We start from the raw sequence: 19,931 nt of genomic DNA on the forward strand, positions 1-19,931 counted from the left end.
TCAGCGGCGGGAACCGCCTTTCTTCTTTTCCTTGGCCAGGTTCGGACCGAACTTGCGCACGTCTTTGGCCAGTTGCACGTCGTTTTCCGGGAAGTATTCGCCTTCCCACTTCGAAACCACGTCGCCTTCGAAATAAACGGTCAGGTTCTTGATTTCAGTGGTGCCGCGGCGGTTGGTGCGCTCTACGGCGGTGTAATCCCAGCGCTGCGCATGGAAAGGGTCGGCGATGGAGGGCGTGCCCAGCAGCGCGACGACCTGCTGCTTGCTCTGGCCCACGGCCAGCTGGTCGGCGTTGCTCTTCTCGATCAGGTTGCCCTGGTAGATCGGCTGTTTGTACAGGATGCCGCAACCGGAGACAGCGAAGGTTACGGCGGCGATCAGCAGGAATTTACGCATCGGGAAGGGCACCGCGATTCGACAGGGAATTGACCGGGCGATGATACACTTCCGACGACCGCCGCAACCCGGTTCGAGGCAGCTGGCGCTAAACCGCCAATGAACGGAGAGGCCATGGAATCGCAGGATCTACGCAAAGTCGGACTGAAGGTGACGCATCCCCGGATGCGCATCCTGGAGCTGCTGGAGCAGAGCAAGCCCCGGCACATGACCGCCGAGGACATCTATCGCCATTTGCTGGACCACGGCGATGAAATCGGCTTGGCCACGGTTTACCGTGTACTGACCCAGTTCGAGGCCGCGGGCCTGGTGCTCAAGCACAACTTCGAAGGCGGGCAGGCGGTCTATGAACTGGACCGCGGCCAGCACCACGATCACATGGTCGACATCGACACCGGCAAGGTCATCGAATTCTCCAGCGAGGAGATCGAGGCGCTGCAGTCGAAGATCGCGGCCCAGCACGGCTACGAGATCGAAGAACACTCGCTGGTGCTTTACGTCAGAAAGAAGCGTTGACGTAGGGCGGGTTTCAACCCGCCATTGCCGTCTTCCACATTGCGATGGCAATAAGCCGATCCGCGCCTTCTGCGGCGACGGCCATTCCGCTACCTGCCGAGGCGAGGTTCATGCATGGCAATGGCGGGTTAAAACCCGCCCTACGCCACGTCGCTCAACAGCCGCTTCGCCGCCGCGCGCGCTTCCTTGCTCACTTCCACGCCGCCCAGCATGCGGGCGAGTTCTTCCTCCCGGTCTTTCGCGCGCAGCAATTCCACCGAGCTCTGGGTCATGCCGTCCACGGGCGCTTTGCTGACGCGGTAGTGCGCGTGGCCCTGCGCTGCGACTTGCGGCAGATGGGTGACGCACAGGACCTGGCGTTTCTCGCCCAGCGCACGGAGTTTCTGCCCGACGATGTCCGAAACCGCACCGCCGATACCCGAATCCACCTCATCGAAGACCATGGTCGGCACCGCATCCAGCCCCAGCGCCGCCACTTCGATAGCCAGCGAGATTCGCGAGAGTTCGCCGCCCGAGGCCACTTTGCGCAGCGCGCGCGGGGGCTGGCCGGCATTGGCCGACACCAGGAATTCCACGCGCTCGCCACCCAGCGGGTCGGCGCGTTCGGTTTCGTTGGCTTCCAGCGCGATCTCGAAACGGCCCCCACCCATGCCGAGCTCGGCGATCAGCGCCGCAGTCGCCTTGGCGAGCTTGTCGGCGGATCTGTGGCGGGTCTTGCTCAGTTTCGCGGCGGCATCGCGCCATGCGGTGGTGGCCGAAGCGATTTCGGTATTCAAACCGAGCAGGCGTTCGCCGGCGCCGCGCAGGCCGTCCAGTTCCGCAGCGATGGCGTCGCGGCGGGCCTCAAGCTGCTCAGGCGCGACCCGGTGCTTGCGCGCCAAGTCGTGGATACGGGTGAGCTTGCGTTCCAGCTCCATGAATTGCGCCGGATCGGCGTCGAGGTCGTCGCGCACCTTGTCCAACACCACCAGCGCTTCGTCCAGTTGGATATTGGCGCTTTCCAGCAGCGCATCGACTTCGCCAAGACGCGGTTCATGCTCGGCCATGCGCGCCAGTTCGCTGCGGGTCTGCTGCAACTGCCTGGAAACCGAAGGTGCTTCCTCGCCCGCCATGCGCGCGAAGGCGGCGTTGCAGGCGTCGATGAGGCCCGAGGCATTGGCCTGGCGGCGATGGTTGGCGGACAGCGATTCGATCGCCGCCGCGGCCAGCTCTTCGCGCTCCAGTTCCTTGAATTGGTGCTCGAGGTAATTGATGCGATCAGACACATCGCCTTGCTGGGAGAGGGCGTCGCGCTCGTGCAGCAAAGCGCTCCAGGCCTGCGCGGCGTTGCGGACAGCGGCCCGTTCGGATTCGTTGCGCGCATAGGCGTCCAGCAGTTCCAACTGGCTGTGGCGCGACAGCAGCGCCTGATGTTCGTGCTGGCCATGAATTTCCACCAGCAGGCCGGCCAGTTCGGTCAGTTGGGCCAGGGTGATGCTGCGGCCGTTGATGAAGGCGCGTGAGCCGCCATCGGCACGGATCACCCGGCGCAGCTGGCAGTCCTTGCCCTCGTCGAGTTCGTTGCTGCGCAGCCAGGCCAGGGCGGGCGAGGCGTCGTCGAGGCCGAACTCGGCGGAAAGTTCGGCGCGCTCGGCGCCATGGCGCACCACGCCGCTGTCGGCGCGCAGGCCGGAAAGAAAACCCAATGCATCCACCAGCAAGGACTTACCTGCGCCGGTTTCACCCGAAATAACGGTCATGCCCGGGCCGAACTCCAGTTCGGCGGAACGGACGACGGCGAAATCCTTGAGGGCTAGGTGTCTGAGCATGGCTGCGCATTGTAGTGGCATGCGGCGCAGTGTCTGAGACAGGGCTCGAACGCCGCAGCTTGCAATGGGCCCCGGCTGGGGCTATCTATCCCGCATGTCGTCCCAGCCCGTCTCCCTCGATCCCCGTGCCCGGCATCTGCTGCGCACGCTGATCTCGCGCTATATCCGCGATGGCGAGCCCGTCGGCTCGCAAACGCTGGCCAAGCATGCGGGACTGGACGTCAGCGCCGCCACCATCCGCAACATCCTGGGCGACCTGGAGGAAATCGGCCTGCTGGTCTCGCCGCACACCTCGGCCGGGCGCATACCCACCGCGCAGGGCTACCGCATGTTCGTGGATAGCCTGGTGCAGATGAAGCCGCTGGGCGAGGGCGAAGTGGCGCGCTTGCGCTCCGAATTGCCGGCGGGCGTCGGCACCCAGGCGCTGCTGGGTAACGCCTCGGAACTGCTCTCGGCCATGACCCATTTCGTCGGCGTGGTCAGCGCCCCCAAGCGCGAGCAGTTCGCCTTCCGCCATATCGACTTCGTACCGTTGGACGGGCGCCGGGTGCTGGCGATCCTGGTGTTCGCCGACAACGACGTGCAGAACCGGGTGATCGAGCCGCGCCGCACCTACGACCCTTCCGAATTGGAGCGGGTCGCCAATTACCTGAATTCCAATTTCGCGGGCCGGCCATTGTCCGAAATACGCGCCACGCTGCTGCGCGACCTGCGCAATGCCCAGTCCGAGATGGAGGGGCTGCTGGCCCATACAGTGGAGCTGGCCGAACACGCCTTCGTTCCGGCTGGCGAGGACATGGTGCTGACCGGGCAGACCCGGCTGATCGGCGTGCAGGACCTCTCGGACCTGGACCGGTTGCGGGAGCTGTTCGAGACCTTCGCCCGCAAGCGCGAGATCCTGCAGTTGCTGGAACGGACTCTGCAGGCCCCGGGCGTGCGCATCTTCATCGGCGAGGAAACCGGCCTGGCCCCGCTGGACGGGGTCTCGGTGGTGACCGCGCCGTATATCGCCGGCGGGCAGGTGCTGGGCGTGCTGGGGGTGATCGGGCCTACCCGGATGGCATATGAAAGGGTGATTCCGGTGGTTCAGGCCGCCGCCGATGCGCTGGGCTCCGCCTTGAATCCTGAAGCGCCGACCCCATAGGTTCGTCTTACGCCGTCCGTTACCGAGGACGGCCCGCCACGGAAGCCCGCATGACCCACAGCCAAAACCAATCCGATTCCGCGCCCGACGATGTGTCCGAAGGCGAGGAAAACAATCTTGAAGCCCAGCTGGCCAACGAAGTAGAGCACCTGCGCGCCGAGTTGGAACAGACCCGCGCCGATGTCCTGCGCGAACGCGCCGATCTGGAAAACCAGCGCAAGCGCGTCAGCCGCGACCTGGAGCAGCTGCGCAAATTCGCCAATGAGCGCCTGCTGTCGGACCTGCTGCCGGTCTTCGATAGCCTGGATGCTGGCCTGGCTGCGGCAGGCAAGGAACCCGGTCCGTTGCATGACGGCCTGGAGCTGACCTTCCGTCAGTTGTTGAAAGTCGCCGCGGATAATGGCTTGAGCATGATCGACCCCACCGGCGAGGCATTCAACCCGGAATACCACCAGGCCGTCAGCCATGTGGAAGCGCCTGGCGCGGCCCCGGACAGCGTGGTGCAGGTATTTCAGAAGGGCTACCTGCTCAACGACCGCCTGCTGCGACCCGCCCTCGTGGTGGTGGCCAAGCACGACTGAAACACGTGGGAGCGGCGTCCCGCCGCGAGCTCTTCATTCAGCAAATCGGTCGTCCAAAAGCTCGCGGCGGGACGCCGCTCCCACGCAGAACTCTTGAACTGAACGTCGCAAACCCCACATTCCATCCATAACCCGGCGCATGGCCGGCCAAAGACAGACCTTTTAGGGAGCAAGCAACATGGGCAAGATCATCGGCATCGACCTGGGCACGACCAACTCGTGCGTGGCGATCATGGACGGCGGCAAAGCCCGCGTCATCGAAAATTCGGAAGGCGACCGCACCACGCCCTCCATCGTCGCCTACACCAAGGACGGCGAAGTGCTGGTGGGCGCCTCGGCCAAGCGCCAGGCCGTCACCAACCCCAAGAACACCTTCTACGCGGTGAAGCGCCTGATCGGCCGCAAGTTCACCGACGCCGAAGTGCAGAAGGACATCGGCTTGGTTTCCTACGGCATCGTCCAGCACGACAACGGCGACGCCTGGGTGACCACCTCCGACGGCAAGAAGCTGTCCGCACAGGAAATCTCCGCGCGGATCCTGGAAAAAATGAAGAAGACGGCTGAAGCCTTCCTCGGCGAAACCGTCACCGAAGCCGTGATCACCGTACCGGCCTACTTCAACGACAGCCAGCGCCAGGCGACCAAGGACGCCGGCAAGATCGCCGGCCTTGACGTCAAGCGCATCATCAATGAACCCACCGCGGCCGCGCTGGCCTACGGCCTGGACAAGGATGGCGGCGACCGCAAGATCGTGGTCTACGACCTGGGCGGCGGCACCTTCGACGTATCAGTGATCGAGATCGCCAACGTCGACGGCGAGAAGCAGTTCGAAGTGCTGGCCACCAACGGCGACACCTTCCTGGGCGGCGAAGACTTCGACAAGCGCGTCATCGACTACCTCGTTGAAGAATTCCAGAAGGACCAGGGCATCGACCTGCGCAAGGATCCTTTGGCCCTGCAGCGCCTGAAGGACGCGGCCGAGCGCGCCAAGATCGAGCTGTCGTCCTCGCAGCAGACCGAAGTGAACCTGCCGTACGTCACTGCAGATGCCTCGGGCCCGAAGCACCTCAACATCAAGCTGACCCGCGCCAAGCTGGAAGCCCTGGTTGAAGACCTGATCAAGAAGACCATCGAGCCGTGCCGCATCGCCATGAACGACGCCGGCCTGCGCACCAGCGACATCGGCGAAGTGATCCTGGTCGGCGGCCAGACCCGCATGCCCAAGGTGCAGGCGGCGGTGACCGAGTTCTTCGGCAAGGAACCGCGCAAGGACGTCAACCCGGATGAAGCCGTCGCCTTGGGCGCCGCGATCCAGGGCGGCGTGCTGGGCGGCGACGTCAAGGACGTGCTGCTGCTGGACGTGACCCCGCTGAGCCTGGGCATCGAAACCCTGGGCGGCGTGTTCACCAAGATCATCGAGAAGAACACCACCATTCCGACCAAGGCTTCGCAGACTTTTTCGACTGCCGAAGACAACCAGTCCGCGGTGACCGTGCACGTGCTGCAGGGCGAACGCGAGCAGGCCCGCTTCAACAAGTCGATGGCCAAGTTCGACCTGTCCGGCATCGAGCCGGCCCCGCGCGGCCTGCCGCAGGTGGAAGTGTCCTTCGACATCGACGCCAACGGCATCATCCACGTCAGCGCCAAGGACAAGAAGACCAACAAGGAACAGAAGGTCGAGATCAAGTCCGGTTCGGGCCTGTCCGAAGCCGAGATCGCGCAGATGGTGGCCGACGCCGAAGCGCACCGCGAAGAGGACCAGAAGTTCCACGAGCTGGTGCAGGCGCGCAACCAGGCCGACAGCCTGATCCACGCCACCCGCAGCGCCATCACCGAGCACGGCAGCAAGGTCGATGGCAGCGTCATCGGCAATGTCGAAGCGGCGTTGGCCGACCTTGAGACCGCCATGAAGGGCGACGACAAGGGCCAGATCGAAGCCAAGACCAAGAGCCTGGAAGAAGCCGGCCAGTCGCTGTACGCAGCTGCCGCCACTGCTTCGCAGCCCGGCGACGCCGGCACGGGCCCGCAGTCGGGCGCGGGCGACGACGTGGTGGATGCCGAGTTCACCGAAGTCAAAGAAGACGAAAAGAAGTAAGCGGGAATAGAGGATGGGGAATCGGGAATTGGAAATGCGAGGCTCCGCCACGCATGCCCTGGCGCCCGGTTCCCCGTTCTTGTGTCCGTTGTACGGAACTTGCTTTAGACCATTCCCCACTCCCTATTTCCGATTCCCGGCTACATGAGCAAGCGCGACTACTACGAAGTCCTGGGCGTGGCCCGCAACGCCAGCGAAGAAGAGCTGAAGAAGGCTTACCGTCGCTGTGCGATGAAGCACCACCCCGACCGCAATCCCGGCGACTCCGCCGCGGAAGCCGCGTTCAAGGAATGCAAGGAGGCCTACGAAGTGCTGTCCGACGGCGGCAAGCGCCGCATGTATGACCAGCACGGGCATGCTGCGTTCGAGCACGGCATGGGCGGCGGCGGTGCGGGACCCAACCCGGCCGATATGGGCGACATTTTCGGCGATATTTTCGGCAATATCTTCGGCGGAGGCGGCGGGGCACGTGCCGCGCGCCGTGGCGCCGATGTCGGCTACGTGATGGAGCTGGACCTGGAAGAAGCCGTCGCCGGCATCGAAAAGCGCATCGAGATTCCCACGCTCGCTGCCTGCGAGCCTTGCCATGGCTCCGGTTCGGAAGACGGCAAGACCGAAACCTGCAGCACCTGCGGCGGTCGCGGCCAGGTGCGCATGCAGCGCGGCATCTTCGCCATGCAGCAGGCCTGTCCGCACTGCGGTGGCCGCGGCCAGATCATCCGCAACCCCTGCAAGACCTGCCATGGCGCCGGCCGGGTGGAAGAAGAGAAGGTCCTGTCGGTAAAGATTCCCGCGGGCGTCGACAACGGCGACCGTATCCGTCTGGCGGGCGAGGGCGAAGCCGGGCCCGTCGGCACTCCGCCGGGCGATCTGTACGTAGAAGTGCGTGTGCGCGAGCACGATATCTTCCAGCGCGACGGCGACGACCTGCACTGCGAAGTGCCCATCCGCATTTCGCAAGCCGCGCTGGGCGACACGGTGCGCGTGCCCACTCTGGACGGCGAGGCGGAAATCCGCATTCCCGCCGAAACCCAGACCGGCAAGCTGTTCCGCCTGCGCGGCAAGGGCGTGAAATCCGTGCGTAGCCGCAGCACCGGCGACCTGTTCTGCCGGGTGGCGGTGGAAACGCCAGTCAACCTGACCGCCGAACAGCGCGAGCTGATGGAGAAGTTCGAGGCGACCTTCACCGGCGAGGATGCGCGCAGGCATTCGCCCAAGTCGGCTACGTTCCTGGATGGAGTGAAGTCGTTCTGGGACCGGATGACGTCCTGAGCCATAGCGCAGGCGATACCGAAAACCCCTAGCCATTGCATTCCCTCCTTTGAAAAAGAGGGGGCTAGGGGGATTTGCTTTTGAACTTGATCTCCAGCAGGCTCCCCGCGAAGAGCAAATCCCCCTCAATCCCCCTTTTGCAAAGGGGGAGACAGAAGCGGGAGCCGCCGCACAATGACGTGAATCCACACGCGTTTGCAACGCATGCGTTTGCACGCGAATCGGTCGTTCACAACGACATTGAAGTGAGGTTGCCGATACGTCGTGAAGCCAAGCTTTTTTCGAGCTATCGGCTGGGCCTGAGATTTAGATGAGTGGACTTCGTCCAGACGACTCCAAGGGCGCTGAAGCCCGGTCAGGTCCGTGCTCACGGCTAGCCGCCAGAACCCGGTAAACTTGGTCCATGACTACCTCTATCCGCATCTCCAAGCGCGCCCAGGGCCTCACCAGCTCGGCGATCCGTGAAATTCTGAAAGTGACCGAGCGCCCGGAGGTGATTTCCTTCGCCGGCGGCCTGCCGTCGCCGGATACCTTCCCCATCGAGCGCATGCGCTGGGCCTGCACCAAGGTGCTGGACGAAGCCCCGCAGGCTGCGCTGCAGTACGGTCCCACCGAGGGCTATACGCCGTTGCGCGAGTGGGTCGCTGCGCGGCTCAGCCAGAACGGCGCGGCGATCCGCGCCAGCCAGGTGCTGATCACCACCGGTTCGCAGCAGGGCCTGGACCTGCTGGGCAAAGTGCTGATCGACGAAGGCAGTAAGGTGCTGGTGGAAACCCCCAGCTACCTGGGTGCGCTGCAGGCGTTCTCGCTGTTCCAGCCGGCGTTCTCGGCGATGGAAACCGACGAGGACGGCATCGTCACCGATGCGTTGACGGCCGAACAGCTGACGGGCGCGCGTTTCATGTACTGCCTGCCCAATTTCCAGAATCCCACCGGACGCCGCCTGCCGCTGGAACGCCGCAAGGCGCTGCTGGAAAAGGCCATCGCTGCCGGCGTGCCGGTAGTCGAGGACGACCCCTATGGCGAGCTCTGCTACAGCGGCGACGCGCTGCCCAGCCTGCTGTCGATGGCTCCGGAAAACGTGATCTACATGGGCTCGTTCTCCAAGGTGCTGGCACCGGGCTTGCGCCTGGGCTTCGTGGTCGCGCCTGAAGAACTGCACGGCAAGCTGGTGCAGGCCAAGCAGGCGGCCGATCTGCATACGCCGTCGTTCTCGCAGCGCATCGTGTATGAAGCCGTGCAGGACGGCTTCCTGGACGCCCACATTCCCACCATTCGCACTCTGTACGCGAAGCAGTGCGAGTTGATGCTGGCCGCGCTGGACCGTTATTTCCCCTCGGAAGCCAGTTGGAACCAGCCGGCCGGCGGCATGTTCATCTGGGTCAATCTGCCCAAGGGCGTGGACAGCGGCACGCTGCTGGCCAAGGCCATCGAGCAGAACGTGGCTTTCGTACCCGGCGCGCCGTTCTATGCGGTCGACCCGCAGGCGAACACGCTGCGCCTGTCCTTCGTTACCGTGCCTGCGGAGAAGATCGAGATCGGCATGCAGAAACTCGGCGCGCTGCTGAAGGCGGAAATCGCCGCGCTCGCGCGGCCCGCGGCCGCTTGAGCCGGAACGCGGGCAGCTACGCATGAGCGAACAAACGGTGCGACTGCTGATCCACGGCGCTTCCGGGCGCATGGGCGAGGCCCTGCTGCGCTTGTGCGCGGGGCAGGGCGGTTGCCAGGTGGTTGCCGCCGTTACCCGCAAGTCGCCTGCGCAACGGGTAATCGATGGTGTGCCTTTTTTCGCAGCGAAGGAACTGTCCGGGGTTCCCGCATTCGACGTCGCCATCGATTTCAGCCTGCCGGAGGGCTTCGACCCGGTGCTCGACCTATGCGTGGCCCGTGGTGCCGCGCTGGTGTCGGGAACCACCGGACTGAGCGATGCGCAGCGTGCCGCTCTGGACGAGGCCGCAAAAAAGATCCCGCTGGTCTGGGCTTCCAATTTCAGCCTGGGCGTGGCGGTGCTGACCGAACTGGTGGAGCGCGCCGCGGCGGCCTTGCCGGGCTGGGATTGCGATGTGGTCGAAGCCCATCACAACCAGAAGAAAGATGCTCCCTCCGGCACAGCTTTGACCCTGGGCGAAGCCGCGACCGCCAACGGCGCAAAGGTCAACTACGCCAGCCTGCGAGCTGGCGATATCGTGGGCGAGCACACGGTCCAGTTCACCGGCCTGGGCGAACGCCTGGAATTGGTGCACCGGGCCGGCAACCGCGATATTTTCGCCCGCGGCGCTTTGCACGCGGCCTCGCGCATTGCCGGCAAGCCTGCTGCGGCCTACCGGGTGCGGGATTTGCTGAACTGAGCGCCAAGTCCGTGCCGGTTTCGCCCGGTTGCTGAAAAAACGACTGGCGCCCGCGACCCCGCGCCCGTACAATTCTCGCTCGCCTGATACCCACCGCCACGGACCGGAGAAATACCGAGTTCGCGGTTTCTTGCAGCCGCAAGTTGGAGGGACAGGGTTCCTTCACCCCCAAGGCGAGCCCAGTGACCCAACCCGCAATCCTCGTACTCGAAGACGGCACCGTATTCGAGGGCGAATCCGTAGGCGCGAGTGGCCTTTCCGCAGGCGAGGTGGTGTTCAACACTGCCATGACCGGCTATCAGGAAGTCCTCACCGATCCCTCCTACGCCCGCCAACTGGTCACTTTGACCTATCCCCATATCGGCAACACCGGCTGCACGGACCAGGACGACGAAGCGCGCCAGGTCTGGTCCGCCGGCCTGATCGTGCGCGACGTGCCGCGCCGCCCCAGCAACTGGCGCAACCAGCAGGCGCTGCCCGAATGGCTGGCGCAGCGCAACGTGGTGGCCATCGCCGGCATCGACACCCGCAAGCTGACCCGCATCCTGCGCGATCGCGGTTCGCAGAACGGCGCGCTGATGGCCGGCGGGATCGATGTCGAAGCGGCCCTTGAAGCCGCGCGCAAGTTCCCCGGCCTGAAGGGCATGGACCTGGCCAAGGTGGTTTCCACTACCCAGAGTTACCCGTGGAAAGACGGGCAACTGAATCTGGATACGGGGATTCCCGTCAACGCACAGGCCAAATTCAAAGTCGTTGCCTACGATTTCGGCGTCAAACTGAACATCCTGCGCATGCTGGCCGAGCGCGGCTGCGAAGTGACCGTGGTACCTGCGCAGACCTCCGCTGCGGATGCGCTGGCGCTCAAGCCCGACGGCGTGTTCCTGTCCAATGGTCCCGGCGATCCGGAACCGTGCGATTACGCGATCGCCGCGATCGGCGAGTTCGTCGCCATGAAGATCCCGACCTTCGGCATCTGCCTGGGCCACCAGTTGCTTGCGCTCGCAGCAGGCGCCAAGACCTTGAAGATGGGCCACGGCCACCACGGCGCCAACCACCCGGTGCAGGATCTCGATAGCGGCCGGGTGATGATCACTTCGCAGAACCACGGCTTCGCGGTCGATGAAACGACGCTGCCGGCCAATGTGCGCGTGACCCATCGCTCGCTGTTCGACGGCACCAACCAAGGCATCGAGTTGACCGATGCGCCGGCGTTCTCGTTTCAGGGGCATCCGGAAGCTTCGCCGGGGCCGCGCGATGTAAGCCCACTGTTCGATCGATTCGTGGCATCGATGGGCGCTGCGGCATGACGCAGCGCCGCAGCGGTGATTTGCGATGGATGTTGGAAGAGTGACTAGAGAACGGCATGCAAGCCGCGTTTGGAATTCAAAAAGGGAATTGGATATGAAGTTGCTTAGTCGATTGGCCTTGATGCTGGTATTGCTTCCTTCGCTGCTGATGGCACGCGAGGTGCCCATCCAGGATTTCTTCAAGGATCCGGAGTTTTCTTCCGTCACGCTCTCGCCCGATGGCAAGCACATGGCTGTCACGGTGCCCCAGGCGGACCGAACGGTGCTGGCCGTGTTGCGTGTGTCGGACCAAGGATTGGTGGGCAAGTGGGACTACGGCGAGAACCGTCATTTCCGCGAAGTGCTGTGGGCGAACAACAACCGTCTGCTGTTCCGCGTTGGTTTCAAGACTGGCAAGTTCGATTTCGAGACCGGGAAAGCGGACCTGTACGCTTCCAATATCGATGGCGGCGGGCGCATCGATATTCCGAACGGAAACTATTACGACATACTCGATCTCACGCCGTCCGATCCCGACACAGTGCTGGTTCAGCGCTCGGTGGAGAGCGCGTTCCTGTTCAAACTCAATGTCAACAACGGCAAGATCACGACCGTTGCCACCGCCCCCGTGCGGTACGGCAGTTTCTTGCTCGACCATGACGGCAAAGTGCGCTATGTCTCTGGTGAAATGGATGACGGCCGTTCGCTGACTTATCGCCGCGACGGCGAAAAATGGACGCAGATACACGAAAGCGAGCGTGGCGGCGCTACCTACCGCCCCTTGGGCTTTGCCGCGGACAACAAACGCGTCTACGTCGCCAAGGGCGTGGACGGAAAGCCCGAATCGATAGTCTTGCTGAACCTGGATACGCGCGAGGAAGAACAGCTGTCCAATAACGGCACAGTCAGTCCTTCTGACTATTTGTGGAGCTCCGATGAAAAAACGCTGCTGGCCGTCTTTTACGAAGATGGAATCCCATATTGGGATTTCGTCGCGCCGGACCACCCCGAAACCAAGGTCTACGCAGGCTTGGTGAAGGCATTCCCAGGCAAGGCTGTGACATTTCTCGATACGACCCAGGATGGGCGGTACATCGGTCTGCGTGCGTATTCCGATACCGCACCCAGCGAAGCCTTCATGTTCGACCGCGAAACGGGGAAAGCCAAGTTCCTGACAGCGAGCCGCGACTGGATCAAGCCCGCCGAGATGTCGATCATGAAGCCCATTGAGGTCAAGGCACGCGACGGCTTGGTGCTGCATGGCTATCTGACCATTCCCAACGGCAGCGATGGCAAGAACCTTCCGCTCATCGTCAATCCGCACGGCGGCCCGCACGGCCCCCGCGATGAGTGGCATTTCAATCCGGAAGTGCAGCTGTTCGCCAACCGCGGCTATGCCGTGTTGCAGATCAACTATCGTGGTTCCGGCGGCTATGGCAACGCCTTCGAGCGCGCCGGATACCGGAAGTGGGGCACCACCATGCAGGACGATCTGACCGATTCGGTCAAGTGGGCCATCGGTCAGGGCATCGCCGATCGCAACCGCGTCTGCATTTACGGCGCTTCCTATGGCGGCTACGCCGCCTTGATGAGTGTCGTGCGCGAGCCCGACCTCTACAAGTGCACGGTGGGCTATGTGGGTGTCTACGATCTGGATATCCAACGGACCGCCAGCGATACCGCAGAGATCAAGGCCGGCCAGAGCTATCTCAACGACGTCTATCCAACGACTGTAGGCGAGCGCCGGGCGCAGTCGCCCGCATATGGGGTCGACCGCATCAAAGTGCCCATCATGCTGGTGCAGGGCGAGAAGGATGTGCGCGTGCCTATTAAAAACATGAACTTCCTGATCAGTCAGCTGAAATCGGTCGGCAAGCAGCCTGAGGAAGTGATCGTCGAAAAGAAAGAAGCCCACGGGTTTCAGGACCTGGGCAACCAGATCAACCTTTATACCAAGATGCTTGTCTTCTTCGACAAGTACATCGGTCCGGCAAGCGCATCCGCGCAAGTCGCCAAGTAATCCGGAAAGCGAACCCCATGCCCAAGCGTAGCGACCTCAAAACCATCCTGATCATCGGCGCAGGCCCCATCGTCATCGGCCAGGCCTGCGAATTCGATTATTCGGGCGCGCAGGCCTGCAAGGCGCTTAGGGACGAGGGCTACCGGGTGGTGCTGGTCAACAGCAACCCGGCCACCATCATGACCGACCCGGAAATGGCCGATGCGGTCTACATCGAGCCGATCACCTGGCAGATGGTCGAGAAGATCATCGCCAAGGAAAAGCCCGACGCGCTGTTGCCCACCATGGGCGGACAGACCGCACTCAACTGCGCGCTGGACCTGGCCGACAACGGGGTGCTGGAGAAGTACGGCGTCGAACTGATCGGCGCCAAGCGCGAAGCGATCATGATGGCCGAGGACCGCGAACTGTTCCGCGTGGCGATGAAGGAGATCGGCCTTGAATGCCCGAAGGCCGAAGTCGCGCGCTCGCTGGAGCAGGCGCTCGACATCCAGACGCGCGTGGGCTATCCCACCATCATCCGCCCCAGTTTCACCCTGGGCGGCAGCGGCGGCGGCATCGCCTACAACCGCGAAGAGCTGATCGAGATCGTCAATCGCGGCCTGGAACTCTCGCCCACCAGCGAAGTGCTGGTGGAAGAATCGGTGCTGGGCTGGAAGGAATTCGAGATGGAAGTGGTCCGCGACACCGCGGACAACTGCATCATCGTCTGCTCCATCGAAAACCTGGACCCGATGGGCGTGCACACCGGCGACTCGATCACCGTGGCTCCGGCGCAGACCCTGACCGACAAGGAATACCAGCGCCTGCGCGATGCGTCCATCGCGGTGCTGCGCAAGATCGGCGTGGACACCGGCGGTTCCAACGTGCAGTTCGGCATCAACGCGCAGACCGGCCGCGTGGTGGTGATCGAAATGAATCCACGCGTGTCGCGTTCGTCGGCGTTGGCTTCCAAGGCCACCGGCTTCCCCATCGCCAAGGTCGCCGCCAAGCTCGCCGTGGGCTATACGCTGGATGAGCTGCGCAACGAAATCACCGGCGGGCTGACCCCGGCTTCGTTCGAGCCAGCCATCGACTACGTGGTCACCAAGATCCCGCGCTTCGCCTTCGAGAAATTCCCCGCCGCCGATGCGCGCTTGACCACGCAGATGAAATCGGTGGGCGAGGTGATGGCGATGGGCCGCACCTTCCAGGAATCGCTGCAGAAAGCCTTGCGCGGACTGGAAACCGGCAAAGTGGGCCTGGACCCGACCGGCCTGGATCTGTCCAACGCCGATGACCTAGCCACGTTGCGCCGCGAGATGAAGGAACCCGGCCCGGAACGCCTGTTCTACGTGGCCGATGCGTTCCGCGCCGGAATGAGCGTGGAAGACGTGCACGCGCTGTCGTTCATCGATCCCTGGTTCCTGGATCAGATCGAGGAAATCATCGCCGAAGAAAAGCAGCTTGCCGCAGCAGGCCTCGGATCGCTGGATGCGGCGCGCCTGCGCAAGCTCAAGCGCGCCGGTTTCTCCGATGCGCGCCTGGCGCAACTGGCCAGCACCGATGAGGGCGCAGTACGCAACCTGCGCCGCACGCTCAAAGTCAGGCCGGTCTACAAACGCGTGGATTCCTGCGCGGCGGAGTTCTCCACCAGCACGGCCTACCTGTACTCGACCTACGAGGACGAGTGCGAAGCCGAGCCGACCGGCCGCGACAAGATCATGATCCTTGGCGGCGGACCCAACCGCATCGGCCAGGGCATCGAGTTCGACTACTGCTGCGTGCACGCGGCGCTCGCGCTGCGCGAGGATGGTTACGAAACCATCATGGTCAACTGCAACCCGGAAACTGTCTCCACCGACTACGACACCTCCGACCGCCTGTACTTCGAGCCACTGACGCTCGAAGACGTGCTGGAGATCGTGGAGCTGGAGAAGCCCAAGGGCGTGATCGTGCAGTACGGCGGCCAGACCCCGCTGAAACTGGCGCAGGCGCTGGAAGCCAACGGCGTGCCGGTGATCGGTACCTCGCCCGATTCCATCGATCTGGCCGAAGACCGCGAACGCTTCCAGCAGCTGGTCGAGAAGCTGGGCCTGAAGCAGCCGCCCAACCGCATCGCCCGCAACGACCAGGAAGCGCTGGTGCTGGCACGCGAGATCGGCTACCCGCTGGTGGTGCGCCCGTCCTACGTGCTCGGCGGCCGCGCCATGGAAATCGTCTACGGCGAATCCGATCTGGCCCGCTATGTGCGCGACGCGGTCAAGGTTTCCAACGACTCGCCGGTGCTGCTGGACCGCTTCCTGGACAATGCGGTGGAAGTGGACGTGGACATCATCGCCGACAGCACCGGTGCGGTGCTGGTGGGTGGGGTGATGGAGCACATCGAGGAAGCCGGCGTGCATTCCGGCGACTCGTCGTGCTCGCTGCCGCCTTATTCGCTGTCAGCCAAAACGCAAGCCGAACTGCGCCGCCAGGTGGTTGAGCTGGCCAAGGCGCTCAATGTGGTCGGCCTGATGAACACGCAGTTCGCCATCCAGACCGGCGACAATGGCGATGACACCATCTTCCTGCTGGAAGTGAACCCGCGCGCCTCGCGCACGGTCCCGTTCGTGTCCAAGGCCACCGGCATGCCGCTGGCCAAGATCGCTGCGCGCTGCATGGCCGGAAAATCGCTGGCAGAGCAGGGTGCGGTGAAGGAAATCGTGCCGCACTACTATTCGGTCAAGGAAGCCATCTTCCCGTTCGCCAAGTTCCAGGGCGTCGACCCGATCCTTGGCCCGGAGATGCGTTCCACCGGCGAGGTGATGGGCGTCGGCCGCAATTTCGGCGCCGCCTTCGCGCGCGCGCAGGAAGCCGGCGGCATCAAGGCGCCGCCGGTGGGCAAGGTATTCCTGTCGGTACGAGATCCCGACAAATCCCGCGTGCTGCCGGTGGCCAAGGACCTGATCGAACGCGGCTACACGCTGGTGGCCACCCGCGGTACCTGCGCCTGGCTGCAGCAGAACGGTCATGCCTGCGAGCAGATCAACAAGGTGGTCGAAGGCCGGCCGCACATCGTGGACCTGATCAAGAACGGCGAAATCGTGTATATCGTCAACACGACCGAAGGACGTCAGGCGATTTCCGACTCGTTCTCGATCCGGCGCGAAGCCCTCCAGCATCGCGTGACCTATTCCACCACCATCGCCGGCGCGCGCGCGTTGGTGCATTCGCTGGAGTTCCGCGGCACCGGCCCCGTCTGGGCGCTGCAGGAACTGCACAAGGAGCTGCAAGGGCAATGAGAGCGCCACTGACAATGAAAGGCGCGCAACGTTTGCGCGACGAGCTGGACCAGCTGAAATCGGTGAAGCGTCCCGAGGTCATCACCGCCATCGCCGAAGCGCGTGCGCACGGCGACCTGAAGGAAAACGCCGAGTACCACGCCGCGCGCGAGCAGCAGAGCTTCATCGAAGGCCGCATCAAGCAGTTGGAAGGCGAGCTTTCGCACGCAGAAGTCATCGACGTGGCCCAGCTCAACGCCGGTTCGCGCGTGGTCTTCGGCGCCACCGTGACCCTGGCCGATGTGGAAACCGACGAAGAGAAGAAGTACCAGATCGTCGGTGACCTGGAAGCGGACATCAAGCTGGCCATGATCGCCATTTCCTCGCCGCTGGCCCGTGCCCTGATCGGCAAGAACGAAGGCGATTCGGTGGTCATCGACGCGCCCGCCGGCCAGCGCGAGTACGAAATCGTCAGCGTCGCGTACGCGGGCTGAGCGAACCACCGATGGCCTCGGCAACGCTGCTGCTGTCCGCGCGTTCGCGGTTCGCGGGCCGGCCGTTGCCGGCGGCGTTCGCCAAGGCGCTGGCGCAGGCCGATCGCCAGAGCGGCTCTGCAGGCGAAAGCGAACAGTTGCGCCGTCATTTCCAGCTGATCCCGGACCACTGGCCGGTCGCAGCGCTTACCCGGCAGCTGGATGCCGGCGATGCCGCGCAGTCGTCGTGGCTGCGGGTGGATCCCGCGCATGTGGCGCCGGACATGGGCGGGGCGCGGATGCTTTCGCATGGCGAGGCGTTGGCGCTCACCGCTGAAGATAGCGCCCAGTTGCTGCCGGCGCTGCGGCCGTTGTTCGGCGATGCCGGGTTCGCCCTGGATGCGCCGCGGCCTTCGCGCTGGTACCTGCGCCTTCCGCGCGAATCGAAACTGCCGGCGTTCGCCGCGCCCGACGAAGTACTGGGCGAAGACCTGTTCGTGCATCTGCCCGAAGGCGACCTGGGACGCCGCTGGCGCGCGTTGCTCACCGAAACCCAAGTGGTCCTGCACAACCATCCCTGGAACGCCATGCGCGCATCGCTGGGTAAACCGGCGGTCAATTCCCTGTGGTTCTGGGGCGCAGGCACGCTGCCGGATTTCGTGCGCACGCATTACAAACAGGTCAAAGGCAATGAGATCCTGCTGCGCGCATTGGCCGGCGCCGCGGGAGTGTCGGCTACGGCCGATGATGGCGGGGAAGTCGATGCGCTGGTCGACCTGCGCCATCTGCGCGATCTGGACCTGGTCGCCCACGAGGCCGTGCAACCCCTACTGGAAGCGGTGCGCAAGCGCGAACTGCAATCGCTGACGCTCGACTTCGAGGATGGCGCGATTTTCCACCTGCGCCGCGACCAGCGCTGGCGATTCTGGCGCAGGCCGTTGGCGAAGCTGTAACGTGGCCCAAACCCCAAGGATCCGTCGACGCCAGATCGACGCGACGGGAAGCTGGCCGGAGAACTTTTCGCCGCTGTTGCGCCGCATCTACGCCGGGCGCGGCGCCACCAGCCTGGAACAGGCGCAGCCGAAGTTGGCACAACTGCTGCCACCCGAAACCCTGGGCGGGCTGACGGAAGCCACCGCCTTGCTCGCAGATGCGATAGCGGCGAACAGTCATATCGTCGTGGTCGGCGACTTCGACTGCGACGGCGCCACCGCCTGCGCGGTGGGCGTGCGTGGGCTGCGCATGCTCGGCGCCACGCGCGTGACCCCGGCGGTGCCCAACCGCATGTTGCACGGCTACGGCCTGTCGCCGGCGCTGGTAGGCGAACTCGCCGGGCTGCAGCCCGATCTGCTGGTGACCGTCGACCACGGCATCGCCTGCCATGCGGGCATTGCGGCAGCCAAGGCCTTGGGCTGGAAGGTGCTGGTCACCGATCACCATCTCCCCGGTGAGGCGCTGCCGCCGGCCGACGCCATCGTCAATCCCAATCTGCGCGGCGATGCGTTCCCCAGCAAGATGCTGGCCGGCGTGGGGGTGATGTTCTATGTGCTGTTGGCGTTGCGGAAGAAACTGCGCGAGCAGGGAGCGTTGACACAAGGCGAGCCTGACCTTTCCACGTTGCTCGACTTGGTCGCAGTAGGCACCATCGCCGATCTCGTTCCGCTGGACGTCAACAATCGCGCCCTGGTCGGCGCCGGGCTGCGACGACTGCGCGCAGGACAGGGATGCGCCGGACTGCGCGCGCTCATCGAAGTGTCCGGCCGTGAGGCCGCACGCCTGACGACTGCCGACATAGGTTTCGCCATCGGGCCGCGGCTCAATGCCGCCGGGCGTCTGGAAGACATGGCCATCGGCATCGAATGCCTGCTCAGCGACGACGCCACCCAGGCCTACGAGCTCGCTCAGATATTGAACGGCATCAACGCAGAACGCCGTGGCGTGCAACAGCAGATGGTGGACGAAGCCGAAGCCGCCATGGAACGAATCGAGAGCCAGGGCGATCTGCAGACGCCGATCGCAGTGTGCCTGTTCGATGCGGAATGGCATCCAGGCGTAGTCGGTCTGGTGGCATCGAAGATGAAGGAAAAGCTGCACCGCCCGGTGATCGCCTTCGCACCTTCGGAGCCCGGCAGCAGCAGCCTGCGCGGCTCGGCCCGTTCCATTCCCGGCTTCCACATCCGCGACGCGCTGGCCAATGTGGATGCCGCGCATCCGGGATTGATGGGCAAGTTCGGCGGCCACGCCATGGCGGCGGGGCTCAGTCTGGAAGAAAGCGAATTCGCCCGCTTCCAGGCCGCCTTCCGCGGACAGGTCGAAGCGATGATGGACCCAGCGATGCTGCATGCGGAACTGCTCAGCGACGGCGAACTGTCGGCGGAGGAGTTCGCCGCAGCCAACGCCGAGGCGCTGCGCAACGGCGGGCCGTGGGGGCAGGGCTATGGCGAGCCGCTGTTCGATGGCGTGTTCGAAGTAATCGACTGGCGCGTGGTCGGCGAACGCCACCTCAAGCTGGCCCTGCGCGCAGAGGGCCGCCGCGAACCTCTCAATGCCATCCATTTCGGCGGCTGGCGCGAGCAAGAACCCGAGCCGCGCCTGCGGATCGCCTATCGCCTGGTGCCCGACGACTACCGTGGCGGCAACGCCATCCAGTTGATCGTAGAACACCGCGAAGCCCTGTAGAGCCGGGTGGGCTCCGCATGGGTCCGTCATCGAAGCAGCCCATCAACCCCGTTTCCGGAAGCCGCACGTTT

Annotated in this window: 15 protein-coding genes; 13 read left to right on the top strand and 2 right to left on the bottom strand. The window is 64.2% G+C overall.

From position 1 onward, the window contains the following. Entirely contained in the window at positions 1 to 396 is a 396-nt protein-coding gene (gene bamE / locus BLR66_RS02640; RefSeq protein WP_093280076.1) for an outer membrane protein assembly factor BamE, read from the bottom strand. Positions 397 to 510: 114 nt separating this feature from the next. On the opposite strand from bamE, the gene fur reads away from it, so the two are divergent. Next, positions 511 to 912 (top strand): ferric iron uptake transcriptional regulator, encoded by a 402-nt coding sequence (gene fur / locus BLR66_RS02645; protein ID WP_176943739.1) that lies wholly within the window; start codon positions 511 to 513, stop codon positions 910 to 912. Between the two features lie 140 nt (positions 913 to 1,052). Here the strand turns inward: fur and recN are convergent, their stop codons facing one another. Beyond that, entirely contained in the window at positions 1,053 to 2,720 is a 1,668-nt protein-coding gene (gene recN / locus BLR66_RS02650; RefSeq protein ID WP_093280078.1) for a DNA repair protein RecN, read from the bottom strand. 94 nt (positions 2,721 to 2,814) lie between these two features. On the opposite strand from recN, the gene hrcA reads away from it, so the two are divergent. The 12 genes from hrcA (at position 2,815) to recJ (ending at position 19,860) form a co-directional block, all read left to right on the top strand. After that, complete coding sequence (hrcA, locus tag BLR66_RS02655; RefSeq protein WP_093280079.1) at positions 2,815 to 3,864, top strand: heat-inducible transcriptional repressor HrcA; 1,050 nt, start codon at positions 2,815 to 2,817, stop codon at positions 3,862 to 3,864. A 50-nt stretch (positions 3,865 to 3,914) separates the two neighbouring features. Continuing rightward, complete coding sequence (gene grpE, locus BLR66_RS02660) at positions 3,915 to 4,445, top strand: nucleotide exchange factor GrpE (RefSeq protein WP_093280080.1); 531 nt, start codon at positions 3,915 to 3,917, stop codon at positions 4,443 to 4,445. Between the two features lie 178 nt (positions 4,446 to 4,623). After that, the gene (gene dnaK, locus BLR66_RS02665) at positions 4,624 to 6,540 is read left to right on the top strand and encodes a molecular chaperone DnaK (protein ID WP_093280081.1); all 1,917 of its coding nucleotides are present in this window, start codon (positions 4,624 to 4,626) and stop codon (positions 6,538 to 6,540) included. 144 nt (positions 6,541 to 6,684) lie between these two features. Further along, positions 6,685 to 7,812: a molecular chaperone DnaJ gene (dnaJ, locus tag BLR66_RS02670; protein WP_093280082.1), complete on the top strand. Its 1,128-nt coding sequence runs from the start codon at positions 6,685 to 6,687 to the stop codon at positions 7,810 to 7,812. A gap of 403 nt (positions 7,813 to 8,215) precedes the next feature. After that, a complete protein-coding gene (locus BLR66_RS02675; protein ID WP_093280083.1) occupies positions 8,216 to 9,421 on the top strand; it encodes an aminotransferase-like domain-containing protein in 1,206 nt (401 codons plus the stop codon). A gap of 22 nt (positions 9,422 to 9,443) precedes the next feature. Beyond that, the gene (dapB, locus tag BLR66_RS02680) at positions 9,444 to 10,160 is read left to right on the top strand and encodes a 4-hydroxy-tetrahydrodipicolinate reductase (RefSeq protein WP_093280084.1); all 717 of its coding nucleotides are present in this window, start codon (positions 9,444 to 9,446) and stop codon (positions 10,158 to 10,160) included. A 182-nt stretch (positions 10,161 to 10,342) separates the two neighbouring features. Beyond that, complete coding sequence (gene carA / locus BLR66_RS02685; protein WP_093280085.1) at positions 10,343 to 11,467, top strand: glutamine-hydrolyzing carbamoyl-phosphate synthase small subunit; 1,125 nt, start codon at positions 10,343 to 10,345, stop codon at positions 11,465 to 11,467. A 94-nt stretch (positions 11,468 to 11,561) separates the two neighbouring features. Then, positions 11,562 to 13,466, top strand: coding sequence for a S9 family peptidase (locus BLR66_RS02690; RefSeq protein WP_176943740.1), 1,905 nt, complete (start codon positions 11,562 to 11,564; stop codon positions 13,464 to 13,466). Between the two features lie 17 nt (positions 13,467 to 13,483). Continuing rightward, positions 13,484 to 16,729, top strand: coding sequence for a carbamoyl-phosphate synthase large subunit (carB, locus tag BLR66_RS02695; RefSeq protein WP_093280087.1), 3,246 nt, complete (start codon positions 13,484 to 13,486; stop codon positions 16,727 to 16,729). An 8-nt stretch (positions 16,730 to 16,737) separates the two neighbouring features. Continuing rightward, positions 16,738 to 17,202: a transcription elongation factor GreA gene (greA, locus tag BLR66_RS02700; protein ID WP_176943811.1), complete on the top strand. Its 465-nt coding sequence runs from the start codon at positions 16,738 to 16,740 to the stop codon at positions 17,200 to 17,202. Between the two features lie 11 nt (positions 17,203 to 17,213). Continuing rightward, a complete protein-coding gene (locus BLR66_RS02705; protein WP_093280089.1) occupies positions 17,214 to 18,134 on the top strand; it encodes a phosphoglycerate mutase in 921 nt (306 codons plus the stop codon). A gap of 1 nt (position 18,135) precedes the next feature. Continuing rightward, positions 18,136 to 19,860 carry a single-stranded-DNA-specific exonuclease RecJ gene (gene recJ, locus BLR66_RS02710; RefSeq protein WP_255402271.1) on the top strand — a complete coding sequence of 575 codons (1,725 nt, stop codon included), beginning with the start codon at positions 18,136 to 18,138 and terminating at the stop codon, positions 19,858 to 19,860. Positions 19,861 to 19,931 lie beyond the last annotated feature (71 nt).

Origin of the sequence: Pseudoxanthomonas sp. CF125 (assembly GCF_900104085.1) — a bacterium.
In the GTDB taxonomy this organism is placed as follows: Bacteria; Pseudomonadota; Gammaproteobacteria; order Xanthomonadales; family Xanthomonadaceae; genus Pseudoxanthomonas_A.